We start from the raw sequence: 20,139 nt of genomic DNA on the forward strand, positions 1-20,139 counted from the left end.
ACTCCAAACTGCGCGACACACGCATGACGAGCGGGCAAGGCAATCAATGCAGCGCGTGATGGTACCGGTGATGGTCGGCAACCCGCCTCGTCGCTATGCAGACAAACTGGAAGCAGGATATGCTGGCTTTGGTGGTTGGCATGCGTTCATGCGCCTGTGCGACCGTCTGGGTGCATGACAGCACAGCTTTTACAAATATGTTCTAGCCCCCGCTCTACGCTGCCGGTAGCGTAAACCAGAAGGTCGAGCCGTGCCCTTCCTGACTACTCGCCCAAATGCGGCCACCGTGGCCCTCGACCAGGTGCTTGGCAATCGCCAGACCCAACCCGGTACCTCCAGCGTGGCGGGTGCGCGCCCGGTCAACTTTGTAGAAGCGCTCGAAGATACGTTGGATATCGCGATTGGGAATCCCGATGCCGGTGTCGCTGACCCTGATCAGTAACCATGTCCCCGCCGGATGTGGAGGACGATCAGGCCGTGACGGTCGTTCATCATCACGCAGGGTCAGCACTTCAGCCGCTACCGTGATGGTTCCACCTTCAGGTGTAAACTTCACCGCATTGTGGAGCAGATTCAACAATACCTGACCAATTCGATCACCGTCCATCAATGCCAGTGGCAAATCAGCCGGCGGCTCGACGCAGATCACTTGTTGTTTACGATCAGCCTGGGGGCGAATGCGCTCAACGGCACGTTCAATCACCGGCCAGACCGGTAACGGTTCCAGCTTGAGCGAGACTCGCCCCGACTCAAGGCGGGAAAGCTCGTGCAGTTCGTCAACCAGTTGCGTGACGGCATCAATCTCTTGCGCCATCTGCTCCAGCATACGGCTGGCAATATCGGGGGGTGGTGCTGATTGTACGGTCTCCACCAGCAACTTAAGCGAAGCCAGTGGCGTGCGCAACTCGTGCGATACATTCGCCACCAGATCACGCCGCGCACGTTCAAGCATACTGATTTGCGTCAGGTCGCGAATCGTGATCAGAGCGCCAACCGGTTTTCCGCCCCCTTCCCGCAATGGCACGTAGTGCAGATGTAATGTCCGCCCGGTTGCAATTGGGCGGATCGTCAATTCACGATGTTCTCCATCGCTGAGCACATCAGAGGCTAACTGATCGGCTTGATGATCGCGGAGCAGTGTAATCAGGCCGCTGTCTTGCGCTGGCACTTGAGTAGCCAGGAGATGCAGCGCGGTGTCGTTGTGAAAGACGATACGACGTTCGGCATTGATCACAATCACACCGGTATCAATCGCTGCTGCCAGCGCCAGAAAGAGCGGCTGACGATGAATGGCTAACAACGCAAGGTGCGAATCTGACGTTATCGTTTCTGATCTGGCAGATGAGATCATAGAGTGTTCCTGAGTACCGGGCGGAGAGGGATGGTCAACCAATGATGAATGGGTCTTCTGAAGTCGGCGATACATACTGACGATAAACCCAACCGCCAGTGCAATCGTCGCTACCATCAGCATCCATTCGAGCAGCATCATTGGTGCAATTTACGCATCATCAGATGGCGGTTCAAACCGATACCCAACCCCTCGCACCGTCTGGATATAAACCGGTTTGCCAGGGTCTGGCTCTATCTTCTCGCGCAGCCAGCGGATATGGACATCGACAGTGCGACTATCACCGATGAAGTCCTGGCCCCATACCCGTTCGAGCAGCAGATCGCGCGTCAGGGCAATCCCACGATTACGCATCAGACAGGTGAGCAGATCGAATTCTTTCTGCGGGAGATTCAGTTCCTGCCCATTCCGCCAGGCCCGACGGCTGCTGGTGTCCACCCGGATCGCACCGGCCTCTAACACTTCACGTACAATCGAATGAGGCTGTCGTTCGCTGCGCCGCAGGATCGCTCGCACACGAGCAAGGAACTCGCCGAGACTAAACGGCTTGCCCATGTAGTCATCAGCCCCCAGTTCCAGACCGGCAATCCGATCAACCTCGTCCTGACGAGCCGTGAGCATAATGATCGGTACATCGCTCTCTTGACGTAGAATCCGACAGACCGAGAAGCCATCGAGACGAGGGAGCATAATATCGAGGACAACGAGATCGGGTTGATCACGGCGAGCACGGTCGAGTCCCTGAACACCATCACCGGCGACAATGACGGAATAGCCTTCGCGTTCGAGGTTATAGCGTAGTGTCTCGGCCAACGTGGTTTCGTCTTCGACGATGAGAACCGTCGCCATAGTTACTCCACACATAAAGACCGCCGCTTGTGAGTCGGCGGTCATTGCCACGTGGCGAATGTGGTCGGGGCGGAGGGATTTGAACCCACGACCCCCGCGTCCCAAACGCGGTGCTCTACCAGGCTGAGCCACGCCCCGACGCCATTAAGATTAACAGCAGTGACGCCATTTTGTCAAGCGTCATCGCCTGGCTCCGGCGGCACAACCGGCGGCCCAGAGCGTGGTTGCAGGTGTAGGCGCGCCCGCACGCGAGCCATTTCCCCAACGGCTAGGCGGGCTTCGGCCAGCCATTCACGATGTTCGTAGGCAAAGGCACGCGCAATGTAGGCGAGTGCACTGCTGCGCGTATCAGCAATCCCAACCGCAACCAGCAGATCGAGCAGTTCACGCTCGGCACGACCAAGACGAGTCATGACCGGTACCGTGCGTGTGGTAAAGAGCACTTCGTGATCGGCAGATCGCATTCCCCAGGCCACCGGCAGACCGGTCTGGCGTTCGATCTCGCGGGCAATGCGCATCCGCTGACGGCGCGTCTGCTCACGCAAGAGTGGTATGTCTTCAGCCGGGCGGCTAATGTGGAGAATGATCAGCAATTCATCACTATACCGGCGAATGTCAGGCAGCCCGGCCCGCACTTCAATCGGCAAATACTGGTTAATGAGACGTTCGATCTCTTCATCGTGCATTGAGTGTGTCCTTACGGAGCAAATGGCACCATGGGATGATGATACCACGAATTCACATCTATGTTCGGCGCCCGGATACCTCTCGCATTACCAGAGCGGCCAGGAGGCCAACCAGGCACGCTGCTGCCCCGAAGAGAAATGTCTCCCCGATGACCCGTGCCGCAATCTCCATCAAAAAACGAGCCGGCTCGGTGACAGCGAGCGGGTTGTCAGCGCCAGCCCGCCGCAGCTCGTCCTGGCGGTGAACGCCCCACAGGGTGAGGATCGCGACACCCACCGTCATGCCCACCAGACGCAAGGCGATCACCAGGGCCGAGGCTGCACCGCGGCGATCTTCACCAGCAGTGGCAATCACCGTGTCGGCGACCGGCGCAATCACCAGGCCCAGACCAATACCGGTCAACGCCAGTTCCAGACCCATGCGCAGGTAGGTCACGTCCGGCCCCCAAAACGCCATCAGGCCATAGCCAATGATAGCCAGTCCTAACCCCAACATTGCCGGCAGCCGTGCCCCAAATCGCCCGGTGAGCAGTCCGCCGGGTAGTGCGGCAGCTGCCATTGTCAGGGTTAATGCTGATAGCATCCAGCCGGCATCCCAGGCGGCGATTCGGAGAATGTCGCTATCGGTCGGATGGTACAGCAACAAACGGGTGTTGATGTAGAGAGGTACATTCGTGATCGCAATTGCCAGTCCGAACCCAACCATCACGTTGATCACGCAGGCCATCGCGGTATGACGGCGGCTGAACAGCTCCAGGCCAATCAGCGGATCGTCACTACGGTGCTCGACCCAAACGAAGAGTGCCAGCAATAGCAGGGACACTATCACCAGCGGCCCGGCGTAGGGCGGTGGCCCTAGGCGCTCACCGTAGAAATCGGTTGCGCCTAGCTCGCTCCCGGCAGCCAGACCGATATTCAACGCAACAAGGCTGGCGCTCAACAACAGCGTACCCGGCCAATCGAAACGCCCGACCCGCGGCGGGGTTGGCACCTGACGCAGCGCATACCACGTCAATGCCAGGGCGACCAGACCAATGGGCAGGTTGAGCCAAAACAGGAGCCGCCAGTCATCAAAGATGCGCATCAGCACACCGCCGTAGAGATGCCCGACCATCCATCCGGCAGTATCAACGGCACCGATCAGGCCGAGCGCGGCTGCCCGTTGTCCTGGCGGGAAGAGATCGCCAACCAGGGCCATCGAGACCGGCACCATCGCTCCGGCTCCAAACGCCTGAACCACCCGCCCGATAATCAGCATCGTCAGATTCGGCGCGGCTGCCACCCAGGCTGAACCGATGAGGAAAACGACCAGGCAGATCAGATACACCATCCGCCGGCCAAACAGATCAGACAGCCGCCCCATGAAGGTCATACTCACCGTGTAGGCCAGCAAATAGCCACTCACCGCCCAGGAAGCCCGATTCAACTCCGTATCCAGCGAAAGACGCAGGTCAATCATGACCTTCGGTAACGCAGCACTGATTACCGTCAGGTCAACTGCGCCGATGAAGATTGCCAGACAGACCAGCCCCAGGGTCAGCCGTGGATCGACCGGACGGGTTTCAACCGTTGTCAAGGCAGGATTTTTCATGGACATTGCACCGGTTCACGAACATCAACCGCTTTGTCATAGTCACTGAACTCAAGCGTCCAGGTGGTGGGGCTACTGGCGTCAGTGGCTGTATCGACCAGTACCACGCGACTGGTGCGCAGCGTCTCTTGATCCGCCCAGAGATCGGTGGTCACCGGCCCGGCGCCCAGGAGGTTGAGGCTAATCGCACGCAACGAATCGGCAGGCAGGGTTCCCCGCAGATGGTAATGTGGTCGACCGTTCAGGTCTTCAATCCCAACGAGCGTGACATCGGTAAAGCCTTTCGCCAGCAGTGCTTCAATGCCGATCTCAGGTGCGAACAGCACTGCCGGATCGAAGGTTGAACCGGCCTGCAAGCACATCCACTGACGGGTAATCGGGTTGGTAGCGTATTGTTTACCGGCCAGCGAAACGGTGCGAATCTCGCCAATTGCACTGCCAAGGGTGATGTTGAGAATGGAGAGAACCGCGTCAGGACGGCGCAAATCACCTTCTATGCTGTTAAGGACAGTCACGCCACTGGCATCGAGGGCAACCGGCTTGCCACTCAGGGTAATACGGAAATGAGCACTCTGACTATTCTGCGTCGCCTGTCCAATAGCAGCCGCCAGTGTGCGCGGATCGGGGGTTGGGGTAGGAGTGGGAGGGGAAGCGATACCACCACAAGCCACCAGCCATAACAGGGAACCAGCAATCAGCCATTTCCAGATATGCTTCATAAAGCACCTTTTCAGTTGCCGTGCTACCATGGTTGTGAGAATAGTATACCAGAGGTAATTCCTATGAAGATCGCGATTATTGGCGCCGGTGCCCTGGGGAGCGTCATTGGATTCCATCTGGCAGCCAATCACGCCGTCACGCTGGTAGACCAGTGGGAAGAACACGTTGACGCGATTAACGGGCATGGCCTGCGCTGTAGCTTTGACGATCAAGAGCAGGTGCGTCTGTTACCGGCTACGACCAGCACTGACAACCTTGAACCGGTTGAGGTGGCCCTGATTACGGTCAAAGCAGCCCAAACGCCCTGGGCTGCTGAGATTGCCGCACAGATAGTACAACCGGATGGCGTTGCCTACACGCTGCAAAACGGTCTGGGCAACGCCGAACGACTCGCCAGCCGGTTGGGAACACAACGGGTCGGGCAGGGGGTGACCACGATTGGCGCGACCTTGCTGGCGCCCGGACACGTGCGGATGGCCGGTCGTGGCCCAACGACATTTGCCGCAACCCCCTCACTACAATTAGCCTACGCCGTCGCCGATGCCTTTCGCGCCAGTTCATTACCGGCGGGCGTCTCAACCGATCTGGCAAGTCTGGTATGGGGCAAATTGATCGTCAATACCGGCATCAATGCGTTGACGGCTCTGCTGCGGGTGCCAAACGGAGCGTTGGCGAACATCCCGGCTGCAGAAAAACTGGTGCGCCGTGCGGTGGAAGAGGCGGTCGCCGTAGCCTGCGCCGCCGGAATTACGATTAGATTGAGCGATCCGGTAGCCGAAACGCTGGCAGTTGCGCGGGCTACGGCAACGAATCGCTCTTCAATGCTTCAGGATGTACTACGCGGTGTGCCAACCGAAATTGACACGATTAACGGAGCCATTGTGCGCGAAGGGCAACGGCTTGGCGTACCAACACCGTTTAACGCCTTCCTCTGTGACTTGATCACTGCCCTCGAAGCAACTGCACCGCTGCGGGTGAAGTGAAAATAAGGACGCGGATGGGCGCGGATTATCCGCGAAAACTCGCGTCATTCCGCGTGCATCCGTGTTCTACAAACAGAACATAGTTGCGAGTTACACCCCACCACCCCGCTGCCCCGCAATGGTCATTAGGGTCGCGACCATCTGCTGGGCACGCTGAAGCAATTCATCCATCGCATCGACGTTGGGCAACAGGTAGAGGGTGGGGCGCAGGCCGCCGGGAGCAAATGCTGGATGGTAGAGGGCAAAGGGGTCGCTACCTTCACGGCGGAAGACCTCGATGGTCATTGATTGGCCGGCTGCCTGAACCACGAACGTCGAGAAGCATTCGTAACCATCCTGGGCTAGCCAGGCTTCCATATCGGCGGCAATCACTGCCGCTCGCGGTTCGGGCATCCGGTCGTAGCGGACAACCTGAAGCACGGGCACGTTCCTTCCTGTATTTACGCTGCCTGTTCGGCTAAGAAGCGGTGTACAGCTTCATCCAGACTGATAACACCGGCGATCACCGGTTCGTTGTAGACCGGCACAAAATCGAAGAGCAGCGAGCGGGCAGTCTCTAGTTCGCGCAGCATAATGTGGGCAATTGGCCCACCAGCCGGTAGCATCAGCTCTCGCGCCGCCCGTAGCGTAGCAGCGTGATCGTAAGCCAAACGGACAATCTCTGCCTGCCAGCCATCCTGATCCAGGGTCAACCGGGCATAGGCAGCCCGCCAGTCGCCATCGAAGGGCAAGCCGACCGATCCGACATTAACAACCAGGGTCTTGCCAACCCGACGGGCGAATGGCATATGCGTATGAGCGGTACAGAAGACTGCTGCGTGCGGATCGATGCGCGATTGCAGCTCGTGTTGGTCGTGGGTTGGTAGTAGTCCATCACGATCATGATGGATTGAACCGTGGTAAGCCATAACCACGCCTTCACGACTTGTCAGGGCCAGATTGGTCGGTAGTGCTGCCACAGCAGGCAGCAGATCGGCAACTTCGTGATGAGTCCAGATGATCGGCCCCAATAGCGCACGCCGCCCACCTTGTGGCGGACGACCCGCACGAAGGTCGTGATCGTAATTCAACACATACCCCTCGTGATTCCCCCGCAGCACATACCACCCCCGCTCGGCACGCAGGCGCAGAGCCAGTTCAAGGCACAGACGCGGGTTGGGGCCACGATTAATAATGTCGCCGGCAATAATCACCGCATCGGGTTGCCACCGGTTAATATCAGCAATAACGGCAGTGAAGGCAGCCAGGTTGGCGTGAATATCAGCCAGAACAGCTACTTTCATCGTTTTCAGGTTCCCTTTTGCGCTGGTATACCTATCGTTACCATCAGGTAGTGTACCATGGAAGATGAAGCATCGTACACAGGAGTAACTATTGTGTTTACGTTTGGACGCACTCTCTGTACAGAACCGATGATTGCTGCCAGCCGCGAGTGGCTGGTGACGAACGGTATTGGCGGTTATGCAGCCGGTACCATCGCCAGCACATTAACGCGGAGCTACCACGGGTTGCTGATTGCTGCACTCGAACCACCGCTGGGCCGTGTCCTTACGCTTGCTGCTCTCGATGCATATGTGTCATATCTGGGCCACCATTTCGATTTGACAACTCACCGTCGGGTAGGTGAACCGGCGCGTGCCTGTCGCTGGCTCGAACGCTGGTGGCGTGACGGCACGACGCCGGTGTGGGAATATGCGCTGGCCGATGCCCTGCTTGAACGACGAGTCTGGATGGCGCCAGGTGCCAATACCACCTTCATTCGCTATACTGTGCAACGCGCCTCGGCACCACTGACAATACGCCTTGATGCCCTGACAACAGCACGCGATCATCACACGGTGGCGCAGGTCGGTGAGATAGCGCTTCAGGTCGAGACGATCAATAACGGTCTCCGGATCGGGCCAATGATTGGTGGGCATAGTTTACGTCTGCTGAGTGATCGAGCGCCATGGAAACCGCTCGGCGGATGGCTGACCGATCTGTACCTCGCAGTGGAAGATGAACGTGGTCAACCGGCTACCGACAATCTGCGCCGGGTGGGGCGGCTTACAGTGACGTTGAGCACCGGTGAGTCGCTCCTGGTGGTTGCTACCACTGAACAGACTGCCACACTTGATGCCGATGCAGCCTGGAGCGAACGTGCCCGTTACGAAGCAGAGCTGCTCAGCCGGATCGAGTGGACTGATGATCCGGTGGTTCACCAGCTTGCGCTGGCTGCCGACCAGTTTATTGTTGACCGGCCACTCGATACCGGTCTGCGCGGACGGACGATTATCGCCGGTTATCCCTGGTTTACCGATTGGGGACGCGATACGATGATCAGCCTGCCCGGTCTGACAATTCCGACACGACGACCAGAGGTAGCCGCGGCTGTGCTGCGCACCTTTGCCCGTTTTGTTGATCAAGGTATGCTCCCTAACCGATTTCCCGATGAAGGCGTTGCCCCTGAGTACAACACTGCCGATGCAACGCTCTGGTTTTTTGAGGCGATTCGCGCCCATCACGCTGCCTTTGACGATGATGATCTGATCGCCGAACTCTTCCCGCTGTTGGAAGAGATTATCGATTGGCATATCCGTGGCACCCGTGACGGAATAGGGTTGGATCGCGGTGATGGCTTGCTGCGGGCCGGCACTGCGACAACCCAGCTCACCTGGATGGATGTACGGGTTCGCGGTTGGGTAGTGACACCCCGTAGTGGCAAGCCGGTTGAGATCAATGCGCTGTGGTACAACGCCTTGCAAAGTATGGCTGCGTTTGCCAGACATCTCGGTAAAGCCGACGAGCGCTACACTACAATGGCCGCAGCGACCAAAGCCGGATTTAACCGTTTCTGGTATACCGACGGCCACTATCTCTACGATGTGATTGATGGCCCTGATGGGGTAGACCCCACACTTCGACCTAATCAGATCATTGCGGTGAGTCTGTCTTACAGTCCGCTTGATCGCCAGCGGCAGGAAGCTGTGGTACGGGCATGTGCCCGCTCGCTCCTGACCGGCGTTGGTTTGCGCAGTCTGACACCAGATCATCCCGATTATGCACAGCGTTACACCGGTTCGCTGCTGGCGCGTGACGCCGCTTATCATCAGGGCACGGTTTGGGCCTGGCTGATTGGCCCTTTTGCCAGCGCATGGTATCGCATCACTCGCGACCGTAACTCCACACGCCGCCTTCTCTTGCCGCTGATCGATCACCTCGCCGATGGCTGTGTTGGGACGATCAGTGAAATTTTCGACGGCGATCCGCCACACCAGCCACGCGGCTGTTTTGCCCAGGCGTGGAGTGTAGCGGAAGTGCTGCGGGTATGGTATGAGGTAGAAGATAGGGGTGAGGAGATAGAAGATAGGAGATAGGAAATAGTGAACAGGGGACGAATGAGAGAGGAGAATGGAGGCAATATATCGCTACAGGGTAGCGGTTCAATCACGCTTTAGAAGAGATTGTTCTGACCGTACTTTGTAGTGGTGTGTAGCCTCGCCCCCTATCGTTGCGGTGGTGGTACGATTAACTCTTACCATCACCCTTTTCAAAAGGTATGAAGTGACTCCTGCTTTACGGCACATCCGGCTACGTGTACTAAATGGGTTCCAAACATTGTCTCGATGGTATACTACTGAAAACAGTGCATTGTCGATCAGAGCGTTTGAACATATCTTGCAAAACCCATGATGAAAGGCTATACCCTATGGAGCAACAGTTTCGCAGCGCGGTACGAGAGATTCTTACTATTCTGTTGGATGAAGCAATTGATCCGGCAGATCGTGTTAAGAGTGCAGCAGACATTCTCTTGGGACTTCCAATCTCTGTATCACCGGATATAACCCACAAGACACGCATCGAGGAACATTCGCCTATCCTGTACATGGCAGGTACAGACGGTTTACCAACTCACATCGAGTATATCCCCGATCTAGAGGAAGGACTGCTTAGCGAGGAAGAAGTCGCAATCATGCTTCGTGAGCAGCTTAAAGGATAATGCATGTATCTTGATGTTGTCTGGACAAACCGTGCATCTATGTAGTTTCAGACCCTTTCTCCGGCTGAATAAATCAACGCACAACGACTTATCGAGATTTTGCACTCGAATCCCGACATTGGACGCTACGATTATACACGCCCTCTTCCCAACAACAGACAACAAATCGTTTACGCCGTGTATGGCTGGCTGGTGAAGTGCGTTACACCTACCGCGTATCTTTCGGCGCAAATTAGTCTTACAAGTTGAGGAAGTTCTCCCAACAGATTTACAGGGTTGATTTGACATGGTGTAAAACCTGGTCTCGTATAACTGTAACAAAACGTTCCTCCGGCTACCCTATACGGCTGCTCTGGATGCCCAATCGGTAAGAAAGTATCAGTCTTTTTACAAGCATGTGTGAGATGATTTCTAAAGCCATATTGTAAAGTTTTGTACACCAGGCAATCAATCTGTTAACACAGGCAACTATTCTATCTACACTCACACTTTTCGGGCACTCGTCACCACCAGGAGATGGCGCGGTTCGGGATCGGCGACCAGACTGGCGTACGAGGGAAGCGAAAGGTGCGATGTCAGTGCCTCGCCATCGATTAATGCAACCTGCGCCAGCCTGCCACCATCTAGCAGATATGCCTGTGTCTGGCGTGGTTGAAAACCGGCAGCCGCCATCAGGAGCGACCACTCTTCATCAAGGCCGTCGGCGGGCGGGAGTGGCAATGGCGTGTCAGGTAGCGCAGCGATTAGCGGCGCTGGATGGTTGCGCAACCGCACCCAGTATTCACCAGCGGTCGCAACAACCAGCGTTCCCCCTTGACGCAGTACACGCCACATTTCGCGTAGCGCAAGGTGTCGATTAGGAAAGAGGTTGAGCGCAGCAATACACCAGACCAGATCAATACACGCATCACGGAGCGGGAGGTGCGAGGCATCACCGGCGATGAACATGATGTCGTCAGCAGCACGCAAAACGGATCCGTCGCGATCTACTCCCACGATGAGCGCGTCAGAGGCACTACACGCACGCAACCAGCGTGTTTTTGAGCCATCACCACACCCTAGATCAAGGGCTACTCGTGATCCAGGTGGTGTAGCTGCCAGCATTGCTTGCTGGAGCAGTACGAGGTATGGCTCGTGGAGACGTGTTATCATTGCAGGTAGTTAATTGAAACGCTAGCTGGGATGCCCTTATGACCCAACCGCTCACAATACGTCATCTGGCTGCCCTGTATGGCCCCAACATCTACCGTCCGCAACCTGGTGTTGTGCTCCGCGTCGGCGCCGCTGCCGATTACAGTGATCGGCTACGCACGGCACTCAAGGGTGGCGCGTTAGCGATTGGGTTGGTGATCGCGCAACTCCACGTCGAGGCAAAACCTGACAACGCCGACATACTGATGAGTGCGTTCTTCACGACGCCTGAACCGGCAATTGGAGCCGAACTTTGTCGGTATGTGGTCGATGGGATCAACGCCGAACTCAGCCACGACGAGACCTGGGACCCCGATGAACCGCTACTGGCATTACGTGACCGTCGTCAGGCGCAGGCATTACCGGTGGCGGCGCTGCAATTGATGGCCAACGCCCGTCACCGAGACATCCCGACGACAATCCTGGACGATGGCAGGCTGCTGATTGGGCAGGGTGAGCGGGGCTGGATTGTCGCTCCTGCCGATCTACGCGCAGCGCCCGATCTGCAACCGCCGTGGTCACGTCTTGGTCGGATTCCGATCATCGCGGTTACCGGCGAGCGCTACCGTCAACAGGCTATCGCTGAACAGGCTGCTCGCCATCACAGCGTCATTCTCGACCATGCCAATCGAGCATCAGTCATCACAGCATTGGCCGATCCTGCCTGCGCTACCCTGATTGTCGGCTTCGATACCGACAGCCTGATCCGGGAAGGACTACCGTTTGACCGTTGTGATCTGGCGATCATCACCGACCGCACCGGTTCACGGCCACCGACTGCCGCCGATGATGATGAATGGCTGTGCGCACTCGGCCTACCCATGCTGTGCAGCGTCGCCCCAACCCTGATAAACCTCACCGATCCGGCGTTGCACCGCTTGCTGAGCTACGCACCAAACGGTGTGATCGGTTGGACACCGGCCAAAGAATGACGGCTATGAAGCCATTGCGGCAGAGAGCAGTGCCCCTGCCGCAATCATGGACAACTAATCGGTAAACCGGTCAGTTACTGCCCCCAGACTGGCCGACGACACCAGACGGGCATATTTGGCCAGAACACCGCGGGTGTAGCGTGGTGGCCGCGGCTGCCAGGCAGCCCGTCGCCAGGCCAGTTCTTCATCAGAGACATTCAATTGCAGCAAACGGGAATCGGCATCAATCGTGATACTGTCACCCTCTTCGACCAACGCAATCGTACCACCGACGGCGGCCTCTGGGGCAACGTGGCCGACGACCAGGCCGTAGGTACCACCGGAAAAGCGACCATCGGTAATCAGCCCAACACTGTCACCCAAACCAGCCCCGATAATAGCCGACGTTGGTGCCAGCATTTCACGCATACCGGGGCCACCCTTTGGCCCTTCGTAGCGGATGACTACTACATCACCGGCCTTAATCTTCCCGCTTAGAATGGCCTCCAGGCACTCCTCTTCAGCATCAAAGACCCGAGCGGGGCCGGTAATCCGGCGTTGCTTGATACCGGTAATCTTGGCAACACAACCCTCTTCGGCCAAATTGCCGCGTAGAATAGCCAGATGACCTTGAGGATAGATTGGTTGACTAAACGGACGAATCACATCCTGATTGGCTGGAGGTTCATCAGGCACATCAGCCAGCGTCTCGGCAATCGTCTGCCCGGTGATGGTCATACAATCGCCGTGTAACAAACCAGCATTCAACAGTATCTTCATCACCTGCGGCACCCCACCGACCCGGTGCAGATCGGTCGCCACGTAACGGCCAGAGGGTTTCAGGTCGCAGAGCACTGGCACCCGCTGGCGAATTGTCTCGAAATCATCAATCGTAAGCGGGACATCGGCAGCATGTGCAATCGCCAGCAAATGCAAGACCGCATTGGTTGAACCACCGAGCGCCATCACTACCGCAATCGCATTCTCAAGCGACTTGCGGGTCAGCATCTGGCGGGCAGTACGATTGGCGCGAATCGCCTCAACCAGTACTTCACCAGACCGCGCAGCACTCAGTGCCTTCTCCTCATCTTCGGCAGCCATCGTGGAAGAGCCGGGCAGACTCAAACCGAGGGCTTCAATAGCCGACGACATCGTATTGGCAGTGTACATCCCGCCACATGAGCCGGCGCCAGGACAGGCATGACGCTCAATCTCAAGCAACTCGTGCTCATCAATGCGACCGGCGCTGTATTCACCGACTGCTTCAAAAGCGCTGACAATCGTCAGATCACGCCCCTTATAATGACCGGGCTTAATCGTCCCACCGTACACAAAGATGGCCGGAATATCTAGCCGTGCCATGGCAATCAGCGCACCCGGCATATTCTTGTCACAACCACCCACTGCCAGAATGCCGTCCATGCGCTGAGCATTGACAACGGTTTCAATTGAATCGGCAATCACTTCACGGCTGACCAGCGAATACTTCATACCTTCGGTACCCATCGAAATACCATCACTGACGGTAATGGTACCGAAGATTTGCGGCATCCCACCGGCAGCCCGAATGGCCTCTTCTGCACGGGCAGCCAGCGCACCCAACCCGGCGTTACAAGGTGTCAGCGTACTATGGCCATTAGCCACTCCCACAATCGGCTTAATGAAATCGTTGTCGCCAAACCCAACAGCGCGTAACATTGCCCGATTCGGCGAGCGCTGCGGCCCTTCGGTGATCATGCGACTGCGGCGATTATCGCTCATTATAAGCCTCCTCACACATCTGAACCACAAGGTACATGGCCTATTGTACCGCTACTTTTAGTCGGTGCTGTCGGTAACGCAAAACGAGTAGCAGCATTGTGCCACTCGTTTCCCATCTGCAAAAAGCTGCTTTTAGCAAGTAACGTGTCGCTTCAGCAACGTTTGCTAGCGCCTAATCGCCGATATTCTGCGCTTCTTCCATAATCGGCACCGGTGCCTCACCGCGACCAACTCCCCAATAGATAAAGCCCAAATTGCGCATCTCACGAGGATCGTAGAGATTACGGCCATCGATTACGACCGGCTGGCGCATATAGCGCTTGATGCGTTGCCAATCCAACTGCTTAAACTCATTCCATTCAGTAACCAGCAGTAATGCATCGGCATCTTTCGCCACATCATACGCCGTCGCGGTAAAGGTTACTGTTGGCAACAACTCTTCGGCACGCGCCATGGCTACCGGGTCATACGCCTTAACCCTGGCCTCCTTCTTCAGAAGGGCATTGATAATATCAACGCTCGGTGCCTCACGCATATCATCAGTATTGGGCTTGAATGACAGACCCAGCACCCCAATGACGCGGCCTTCGAGATAACCCAGGACTGTTTCGACCTTCTTCACAAACCGCTTGCGCGCATCGCTGTTGATGTCCATCACTGCCTGAAGCAACTGCGGGTGGCAACCGGCAGAGGCAGCCATGTGGTACAGCGCCAGCACGTCTTTCGGGAAACAGGAGCCACCGTAGCCAACACCAGCTTCCAGAAAGTGGGGGCCAATGCGTTTGTCGGCACCCATACCGCGAGCAACTTCACGCACATCAGCGCCCAGACGCTCGCAGATCTGCGCAATTTCATTGATGAACGAAATGCGGGTAGCCAGAAAGGCATTGGATGCATATTTAATCATCTCGGCTGTGCGCAGATCGGTGATGATAATCGGCGCACCCAATGTTTCATGCAGCGCAGCCACCCGTTGTGCCGCCTCGCGATTCTTCGCACCGAGGACAATGCGGTCGGGCTTGAAGAAATCACTCAGCGCACTCCCTTCGCGCAAGAATTCCGGGTTCGACACGACATCAAACTTCACATCAGGTCCGGCGTGCTCGGCGATGATGTTTTCGACCATATCACCGGTTCCCACCGGCACGGTGCTCTTGTCGATAATGATTGAACCCGAACGTAAATATTGACCAATACTACATGCTGCGGCTTTAACATACGTCAGATCAGCCGAGCCGTCTTCACCCATGGGAGTACCGACTGTAATGAAGATAAACTCAGCATTGGGGATGCCAACGGCATAATCATCGGTAAAGCGCAAGCGTCCGGCGCGCATATTGCGCTCTTGCAACTCTTCTAGACCAGGCTCAAAGATGGGGGATTTACCGCTGCGGAGCAATTCCAGCTTGTGCAAGTCAATTTCGATACAGGTAACAGAATGACCGAGATCGGCAAAACAGACACCGGTTGTCAGTCCAACATAGCCTGTACCTACCACACAGATGTTTTTCACGTTTTTGTCTCCTTAATGTTGCCTTCAATGAAGCATTATCCATCGCAATTGTTATCACGGTTGTACAGAATCGGTGTGACATTTCGATGAATAATGCTCGCTTACCTGATGACAAAAGCTCAGATTGTCACTTCAACGCCGAGCCCCAGAGCGGTCGCCTGTGCCAGAGCCAATGCGGCCACGGCCAGGTCCTGCACCGCATTACCAACTGACTTGAAGAGGGTGATCTCATCAGCAGTCGTTCGCCCCTGTACGGTACCATTGACGAGATCGCCCAATTCAGCGATCACGTGCTGTTCATCGATCAGACCAGCAGCACGAGCCTGAATCAAATCACCGGCCTCGCTCCAGGCGGCGTGACGCTGATCGACCACAACCCGACTACGGGCAACTAGGTCGGGGGGAAGTTCAGCCATGTCGGAGCGATAAGCACCAATCGCATTAATATGCGTTCCAGGGCGGATCAGGTCGGCAGCAAAGAGTGGGTTTGCGCTACTCGTCGCGGTACAAACCACATCGGCTTCAGCTAGCGGCATTGTCGGGTCGGTAGCGATGCGAATATTTCCACGAAAACCTTCGCCACGTAAGCGTGCTGCCAGTAATGTCGCCCGATCACGAGTGCGGTTCACAATCCAGACATTGTTGATTGATGGTCGCACTGCCAGCACTGCCTGAAGCTGCGGTAATGCCTGAGCGCCGGCACCGAACACCACCAGTGTACGGACATCGTCACGTGCCAGCAGACGGGTCGCCACCCCCGATGCAGCGCCGGTACGTAGTGCTGTAAGATAGGTACCGTCAAGGACTGCAATTGGGCGGCCACTGCCCGGATCGAAGAGAGTGACCAGCGCGTAAATTGTTGGTTCAGCACGGTAGACATTATGGGGAAAGACTGAAACGGTCTTGATACCAAGTGCGGGGTTTTCACCACCGAGACGACCCGGCATAAAGAAGGTCGTCGCTGCCTGGGCCGGGGTTGTAATTGCTGTTCGTAACGGAATATCAGCCTCACCGCGTGCCAGCATGCCAAACGCCTGCGCAACAGCATCAATCGCTGCTGACATTGGCACTGCCTGCGCAATATCAGCTGCTGAAAGAAAACGCATTCATCCCTCCTTCATTGTGCCGGCAAACCACTTCCCACACGTATCATACGACAAAACCGGCACGGATAACGATCCATGCCGGTTTGCAAGACAAGTTAATGAAGCTGAAAAGAAACCGATAATTTACGCCTGGGCCGGCTGCTCAGCCTCACCAGTATCAGTAGGTGTGGGAGCAGGCTCGTTCTCATTCTCGCCAATCCGGCGTAACGACAAACCCATGCGCTGGCGCTGACGGTCGAGGCTAATCACGCGCGCAGTTACGATCTGACCCGGCTGCAGAATATCGCGTGGCTGGGCCTGAGGATCAGCATCAAGCTCACTGGCATGGATCAAACCTTCAACAGCCTCTTCCACCTGGACAAACGCCCCGAACGGGGTCACATTGGTTACCGGGCCGGTCACCAACTGGCCGAGCGTATAACGCTGGTCAATCGTCTCCCAGGGGTTATTCTGCAATTGCCGGATCGAGAGACCAATGCGCTCGCGCTCGCGATCAATCTCTACTACCACAACCTTGACTTCCTGGCCGGGTTGCAGAACTTCACGTGGATGGTTTACCCGCTGCCAGCTCAGCTCAGAGATGTGGGCCAGACCATCGGCCCCGCCCAGATCGATAAATGCACCAAAATTGGTAAGCTGATTGACGCGACCAATCAGGACATCGCCGGGCTGCAATTCGGTAAGCAAGCGATGTTTCTGCGCCTTTCGCCACTCTTGCGTCGCTGCCCGCTCAGAAAGGACTAACCGATTGCGTTCGCGATCAACCTCAATAACCTTCAATGGAATTTCTTGATTGACCATCTTCTGCAGGGCTTGCTGGCGTTCATCAGCAGCGGTTCGACCGTGCAACTGGGCAACTTGCGATGACGGCACAAAACCGCGAATCCGGTTAAATTGCACCAGCAAGCCGCCTTTGTTAAAGCCAATCACCTTGCAACGAGTGATACCGCCATCGTGGAAGAGTTGCTCGGCAACCTCCCAGTCCTTCGCCACCTGCACCATCGAGAGCGAGAGAATCAGATCACCGTCGCGATTCTCCGGCTCCTGCACATACACCTGAACCGTATCGCCAACCTTCAGCGAATTGATAAAATCTTCGCCCATCTGGCGCAAATCCTGAGCCGGAATAACACCTTCGCGCTTAGTGCCAATCGAGACCAGAACACCACTCTCTTCGATGTGCATGATCAGACCCTCACGCAGCTCACCACGCTGGGGACGGGCATAATCATACTCATCAAGTAATTGGGTCCAATCCAGATCTTCCTCATTCTGCCGAGTTACAGGGTCGGGCTGGACAGACATGCTACAAAGCCTCCTCAAAGAGATTTGATTTGTCTCTACCTTCCGCTTAGAAGTAAAAAAGAGCGCGAACCATTTGGTGCAATGGCGCACGTCAGTCGCGCAAATGCTTTATGCAGGTTGCTATACTGGCGTGAGCCGCCGGCTCCGCTTGCTGGCAAGTGCTCCAAGGCCGTCGTAACCGTTCCAGTCTGTGGAGTTCGACCGTTGCGGAAGTCGAGACATGTTTTACAATGCCGGTAATTATAGGTGATGATGATGAACCTGTCAACATTTTCACAAACGATGCATGTACTATCGCCGCGAGATACAAACAGGATAACTGTCCGGTGCACGAATCCAGAGTTCAATGCATTACAACCATCGGTAACACTCTGTATCGATGCCATAAGATTGCACGGCGTACCGCTGAACAGGGTGTTCACAAACTACTTACGTTTGCACAGAGCATGGGCGGGTGCGGCAATGTGACTGCCGCACTCCAAACCGGAGACGTAGCCGGTGTGGTTGCAGACTACACGCTTCTCTGCGCCGAGGCGTGGGCCGGGCGGCAGCATGGCTACCGCACTCCACAGTGGTGCCCAAATTCCTCTCACCGCTCGCTTACCAGGTCGCCGTTGAAAAACTCTTCCACGCAATATGATATACTGCCCCTGCGTTCTATTTCCTATTTCCCAAACTAATGGCTATTACATTCGTCTTTCTCGACGGCATCGGACTGGCCCCCGCCACAACCGACAACCCACTGGCAACGGTACCAATGCCGGCCATCCACCATCTGTTGGGAGGCCCACTCACCAGTGAACAGATTGGCTACTGTGATGGGCTGTTATTGAGTGCACTTGACGCCTGTCTGGGGGTCGAAGGCTTACCGCAGAGTGGCACCAATCACGTTGCCCTACTTGCCGGCGTCAATGCACCGGCTATTCACGGTCGCCACCAGCCCCACTTTCCACCCGTTGCCCTGCGTCCGCTGCTTGCCGAACGCTCGCTGTTTCGACGAGCCCTGGAACAGGGCTGGCGGGTTGCGTTTGCCAATGTCTTTACTGCCGGTTACTGGCAGGCCCTGGCAACCCGCCGGCTCCGCCGGTCGGCGAGTGTGATTGCTGCCGAAGGGGCCGGGCTATATTTGCGCAATCTCGATGATCTGAAACGTGGACAGGCACTCAGTTGGGATATTAGCGGCGACAGGCTGGCAGCACGCGATCCGGCTGCCGCAACGATACCATTCATTGATCCACACCTGGCAGGTGAGCGGCTGGCCGGTCTTGCCAGCGACTACGATCTGGTCTTCTTCGAGAGTTTTCTACCCGACCTTGCCGGGCATGGTCGCCTGGGCAAGCATGGGGCAAGTGAAGCCCTAACCCGGATCGATGGCCTGATCACAGGCTGGCTGCACGCCCGTCGCCCTGAAGATAGTTTGCTGATTACGTCAGATCATGGCAATATCGAACAGGCATCAACCACTACACATACTACCGCACCAACACCGCTACTGGTGGTTGGGCCACATGCCGGCTATTTTCGGCATGTGCGTCGAATCGATGAAGTAGCCGATGCGATCTTGTATGCATTGGCTGCCCCTATTCTGTGAGGAGACTATGCACCGTAAAATACGCGTGTTGTTCGTCTGTATGGGGAATATTTGTCGTTCACCAATGGCCGAGGCGGTTTTTCGCCATCTGGTCAATGAAGCCGGCTTGAGCGAGCACTTCGAGATTGACTCGGCCGGAACCGGGGGCTGGCACGTGGGAGAACCACCACACCCTGGTACCCAGCGTGTGCTGGCCCGCCACAACATCTCGACTGCCGGTATGCGGGCCCGGCAGGTACGCAGTAGCGATATCGATCAGTTCGACTACATCCTGGTGATGGATCACGAGAATCTGGCCGATCTGGGCCATTTCCATCCGAAAGCCCGCGAACGCGCCCGCCTTTTGTTGAGTTTTGCGCCAGAATTGGGCACAGCGGCAGTACCTGATCCCTACTACAACGGCCGCTTCGATGAGGTCTACCATTTGATCGAGACAGCCTGTCGTCGACTACTTGCCCACATCCGGGAACGTGAAGGTTTGTAATCAGGGAGAATGCTGCGCCACATTTCTGGGTAGAAGTAATCTCAAATTGCTCTGTTGCAACCATTGATTAAATGTGGTAACAATGGCTTATGCACCCGCGAGCAAGCCGTTCTGGCAA

Annotated in this window: 18 protein-coding genes and 1 tRNA gene; 6 read left to right on the forward strand and 13 right to left on the reverse strand. The window is 56.3% G+C overall.

Translation table 11 applies throughout. From position 1 onward, the window contains the following. Positions 1–214: 214 nt before the first annotated feature. The 6 genes from VAE55_RS18555 to VAE55_RS18580 form a co-directional block, all read right to left on the reverse strand. On the reverse strand, positions 215–1,492 hold the full coding sequence (locus VAE55_RS18555) for a sensor histidine kinase (RefSeq protein ID WP_322817203.1): 1,278 nt from the start codon (positions 1,490–1,492) through the stop codon (positions 215–217). Positions 1,493–1,501: 9 nt separating this feature from the next. Then, positions 1,502–2,200, reverse strand: coding sequence for a response regulator transcription factor (locus VAE55_RS18560; protein ID WP_012258717.1), 699 nt, complete (start codon positions 2,198–2,200; stop codon positions 1,502–1,504). A gap of 61 nt (positions 2,201–2,261) precedes the next feature. Next, positions 2,262–2,338: transfer RNA gene (locus tag VAE55_RS18565), tRNA-Pro, on the reverse strand. A gap of 35 nt (positions 2,339–2,373) precedes the next feature. Further along, a complete protein-coding gene (locus tag VAE55_RS18570; protein ID WP_322817204.1) occupies positions 2,374–2,886 on the reverse strand; it encodes a hypothetical protein in 513 nt (170 codons plus the stop codon). Positions 2,887–2,944: 58 nt separating this feature from the next. Further along, entirely contained in the window at positions 2,945–4,477 is a 1,533-nt protein-coding gene (locus VAE55_RS18575; RefSeq protein ID WP_322817205.1) for an MFS transporter, read from the reverse strand. Then, positions 4,474–5,196 (reverse strand): LppX_LprAFG lipoprotein, encoded by a 723-nt coding sequence (locus VAE55_RS18580; RefSeq protein WP_322817206.1) that lies wholly within the window; start codon positions 5,194–5,196, stop codon positions 4,474–4,476. Before VAE55_RS18580 ends, VAE55_RS18575 begins: the two co-directional genes overlap by 4 nt. A gap of 63 nt (positions 5,197–5,259) precedes the next feature. Between VAE55_RS18580 and VAE55_RS18585 the strand changes: the two genes are divergently transcribed. Then, a complete protein-coding gene (locus VAE55_RS18585) occupies positions 5,260–6,180 on the forward strand; it encodes a 2-dehydropantoate 2-reductase (RefSeq protein ID WP_322817207.1) in 921 nt (306 codons plus the stop codon). Between the two features lie 90 nt (positions 6,181–6,270). Here VAE55_RS18585 and VAE55_RS18590 read toward each other — a convergent pair whose 3' ends face one another. Both VAE55_RS18590 and VAE55_RS18595 read right to left on the reverse strand, forming a co-directional pair. Continuing rightward, positions 6,271–6,600 carry a hypothetical protein gene (locus VAE55_RS18590; protein ID WP_322817208.1) on the reverse strand — a complete coding sequence of 110 codons (330 nt, stop codon included), beginning with the start codon at positions 6,598–6,600 and terminating at the stop codon, positions 6,271–6,273. Between the two features lie 20 nt (positions 6,601–6,620). Then, a complete protein-coding gene (locus tag VAE55_RS18595) occupies positions 6,621–7,463 on the reverse strand; it encodes a metallophosphoesterase family protein (RefSeq protein WP_322817209.1) in 843 nt (280 codons plus the stop codon). A 57-nt stretch (positions 7,464–7,520) separates the two neighbouring features. On the opposite strand from VAE55_RS18595, the gene VAE55_RS18600 reads away from it, so the two are divergent. Together VAE55_RS18600 and VAE55_RS18605 are read left to right on the forward strand one after the other, a co-directional pair. After that, a complete protein-coding gene (locus tag VAE55_RS18600) occupies positions 7,521–9,536 on the forward strand; it encodes an amylo-alpha-1,6-glucosidase (protein WP_322817210.1) in 2,016 nt (671 codons plus the stop codon). Between the two features lie 332 nt (positions 9,537–9,868). Further along, the gene (locus tag VAE55_RS18605; protein WP_322817211.1) at positions 9,869–10,159 is read left to right on the forward strand and encodes a hypothetical protein; all 291 of its coding nucleotides are present in this window, start codon (positions 9,869–9,871) and stop codon (positions 10,157–10,159) included. 483 nt (positions 10,160–10,642) lie between these two features. On the opposite strand, the gene VAE55_RS18610 is transcribed toward VAE55_RS18605, so the two are convergent. After that, a complete protein-coding gene (locus VAE55_RS18610; RefSeq protein ID WP_322817212.1) occupies positions 10,643–11,311 on the reverse strand; it encodes a class I SAM-dependent methyltransferase in 669 nt (222 codons plus the stop codon). Between the two features lie 38 nt (positions 11,312–11,349). Here VAE55_RS18610 and VAE55_RS18615 point away from each other — a divergent pair, with 38 nt between their 5' ends. Continuing rightward, a complete protein-coding gene (locus VAE55_RS18615) occupies positions 11,350–12,282 on the forward strand; it encodes a DUF4938 domain-containing protein (RefSeq protein WP_322817213.1) in 933 nt (310 codons plus the stop codon). A 54-nt stretch (positions 12,283–12,336) separates the two neighbouring features. Here the strand turns inward: VAE55_RS18615 and ilvD are convergent, their stop codons facing one another. The 4 genes from ilvD to VAE55_RS18635 form a co-directional block, all read right to left on the reverse strand. After that, the gene (gene ilvD, locus VAE55_RS18620) at positions 12,337–14,022 is read right to left on the reverse strand and encodes a dihydroxy-acid dehydratase (protein ID WP_322817214.1); all 1,686 of its coding nucleotides are present in this window, start codon (positions 14,020–14,022) and stop codon (positions 12,337–12,339) included. Positions 14,023–14,194: 172 nt separating this feature from the next. Continuing rightward, positions 14,195–15,535: a UDP-glucose/GDP-mannose dehydrogenase family protein gene (locus tag VAE55_RS18625; RefSeq protein ID WP_322817215.1), complete on the reverse strand. Its 1,341-nt coding sequence runs from the start codon at positions 15,533–15,535 to the stop codon at positions 14,195–14,197. 119 nt (positions 15,536–15,654) lie between these two features. Next, entirely contained in the window at positions 15,655–16,641 is a 987-nt protein-coding gene (locus tag VAE55_RS18630) for an ornithine cyclodeaminase (protein WP_322817216.1), read from the reverse strand. 123 nt (positions 16,642–16,764) lie between these two features. Next, complete coding sequence (locus VAE55_RS18635) at positions 16,765–17,946, reverse strand: 30S ribosomal protein S1 (RefSeq protein ID WP_322817217.1); 1,182 nt, start codon at positions 17,944–17,946, stop codon at positions 16,765–16,767. Positions 17,947–18,625: 679 nt separating this feature from the next. Between VAE55_RS18635 and VAE55_RS18640 the strand changes: the two genes are divergently transcribed. Together VAE55_RS18640 and VAE55_RS18645 are read left to right on the forward strand one after the other, a co-directional pair. Further along, positions 18,626–19,537: a metalloenzyme gene (locus VAE55_RS18640; protein ID WP_322817218.1), complete on the forward strand. Its 912-nt coding sequence runs from the start codon at positions 18,626–18,628 to the stop codon at positions 19,535–19,537. A 7-nt stretch (positions 19,538–19,544) separates the two neighbouring features. Then, on the forward strand, positions 19,545–20,021 hold the full coding sequence (locus VAE55_RS18645; RefSeq protein ID WP_322817219.1) for a low molecular weight protein-tyrosine-phosphatase: 477 nt from the start codon (positions 19,545–19,547) through the stop codon (positions 20,019–20,021). Positions 20,022–20,139 lie beyond the last annotated feature (118 nt).

The sequence above is a fragment of the Chloroflexus sp. genome (assembly GCF_034432675.1).
GTDB lineage: Bacteria > Chloroflexota > Chloroflexia > Chloroflexales > Chloroflexaceae > Chloroflexus.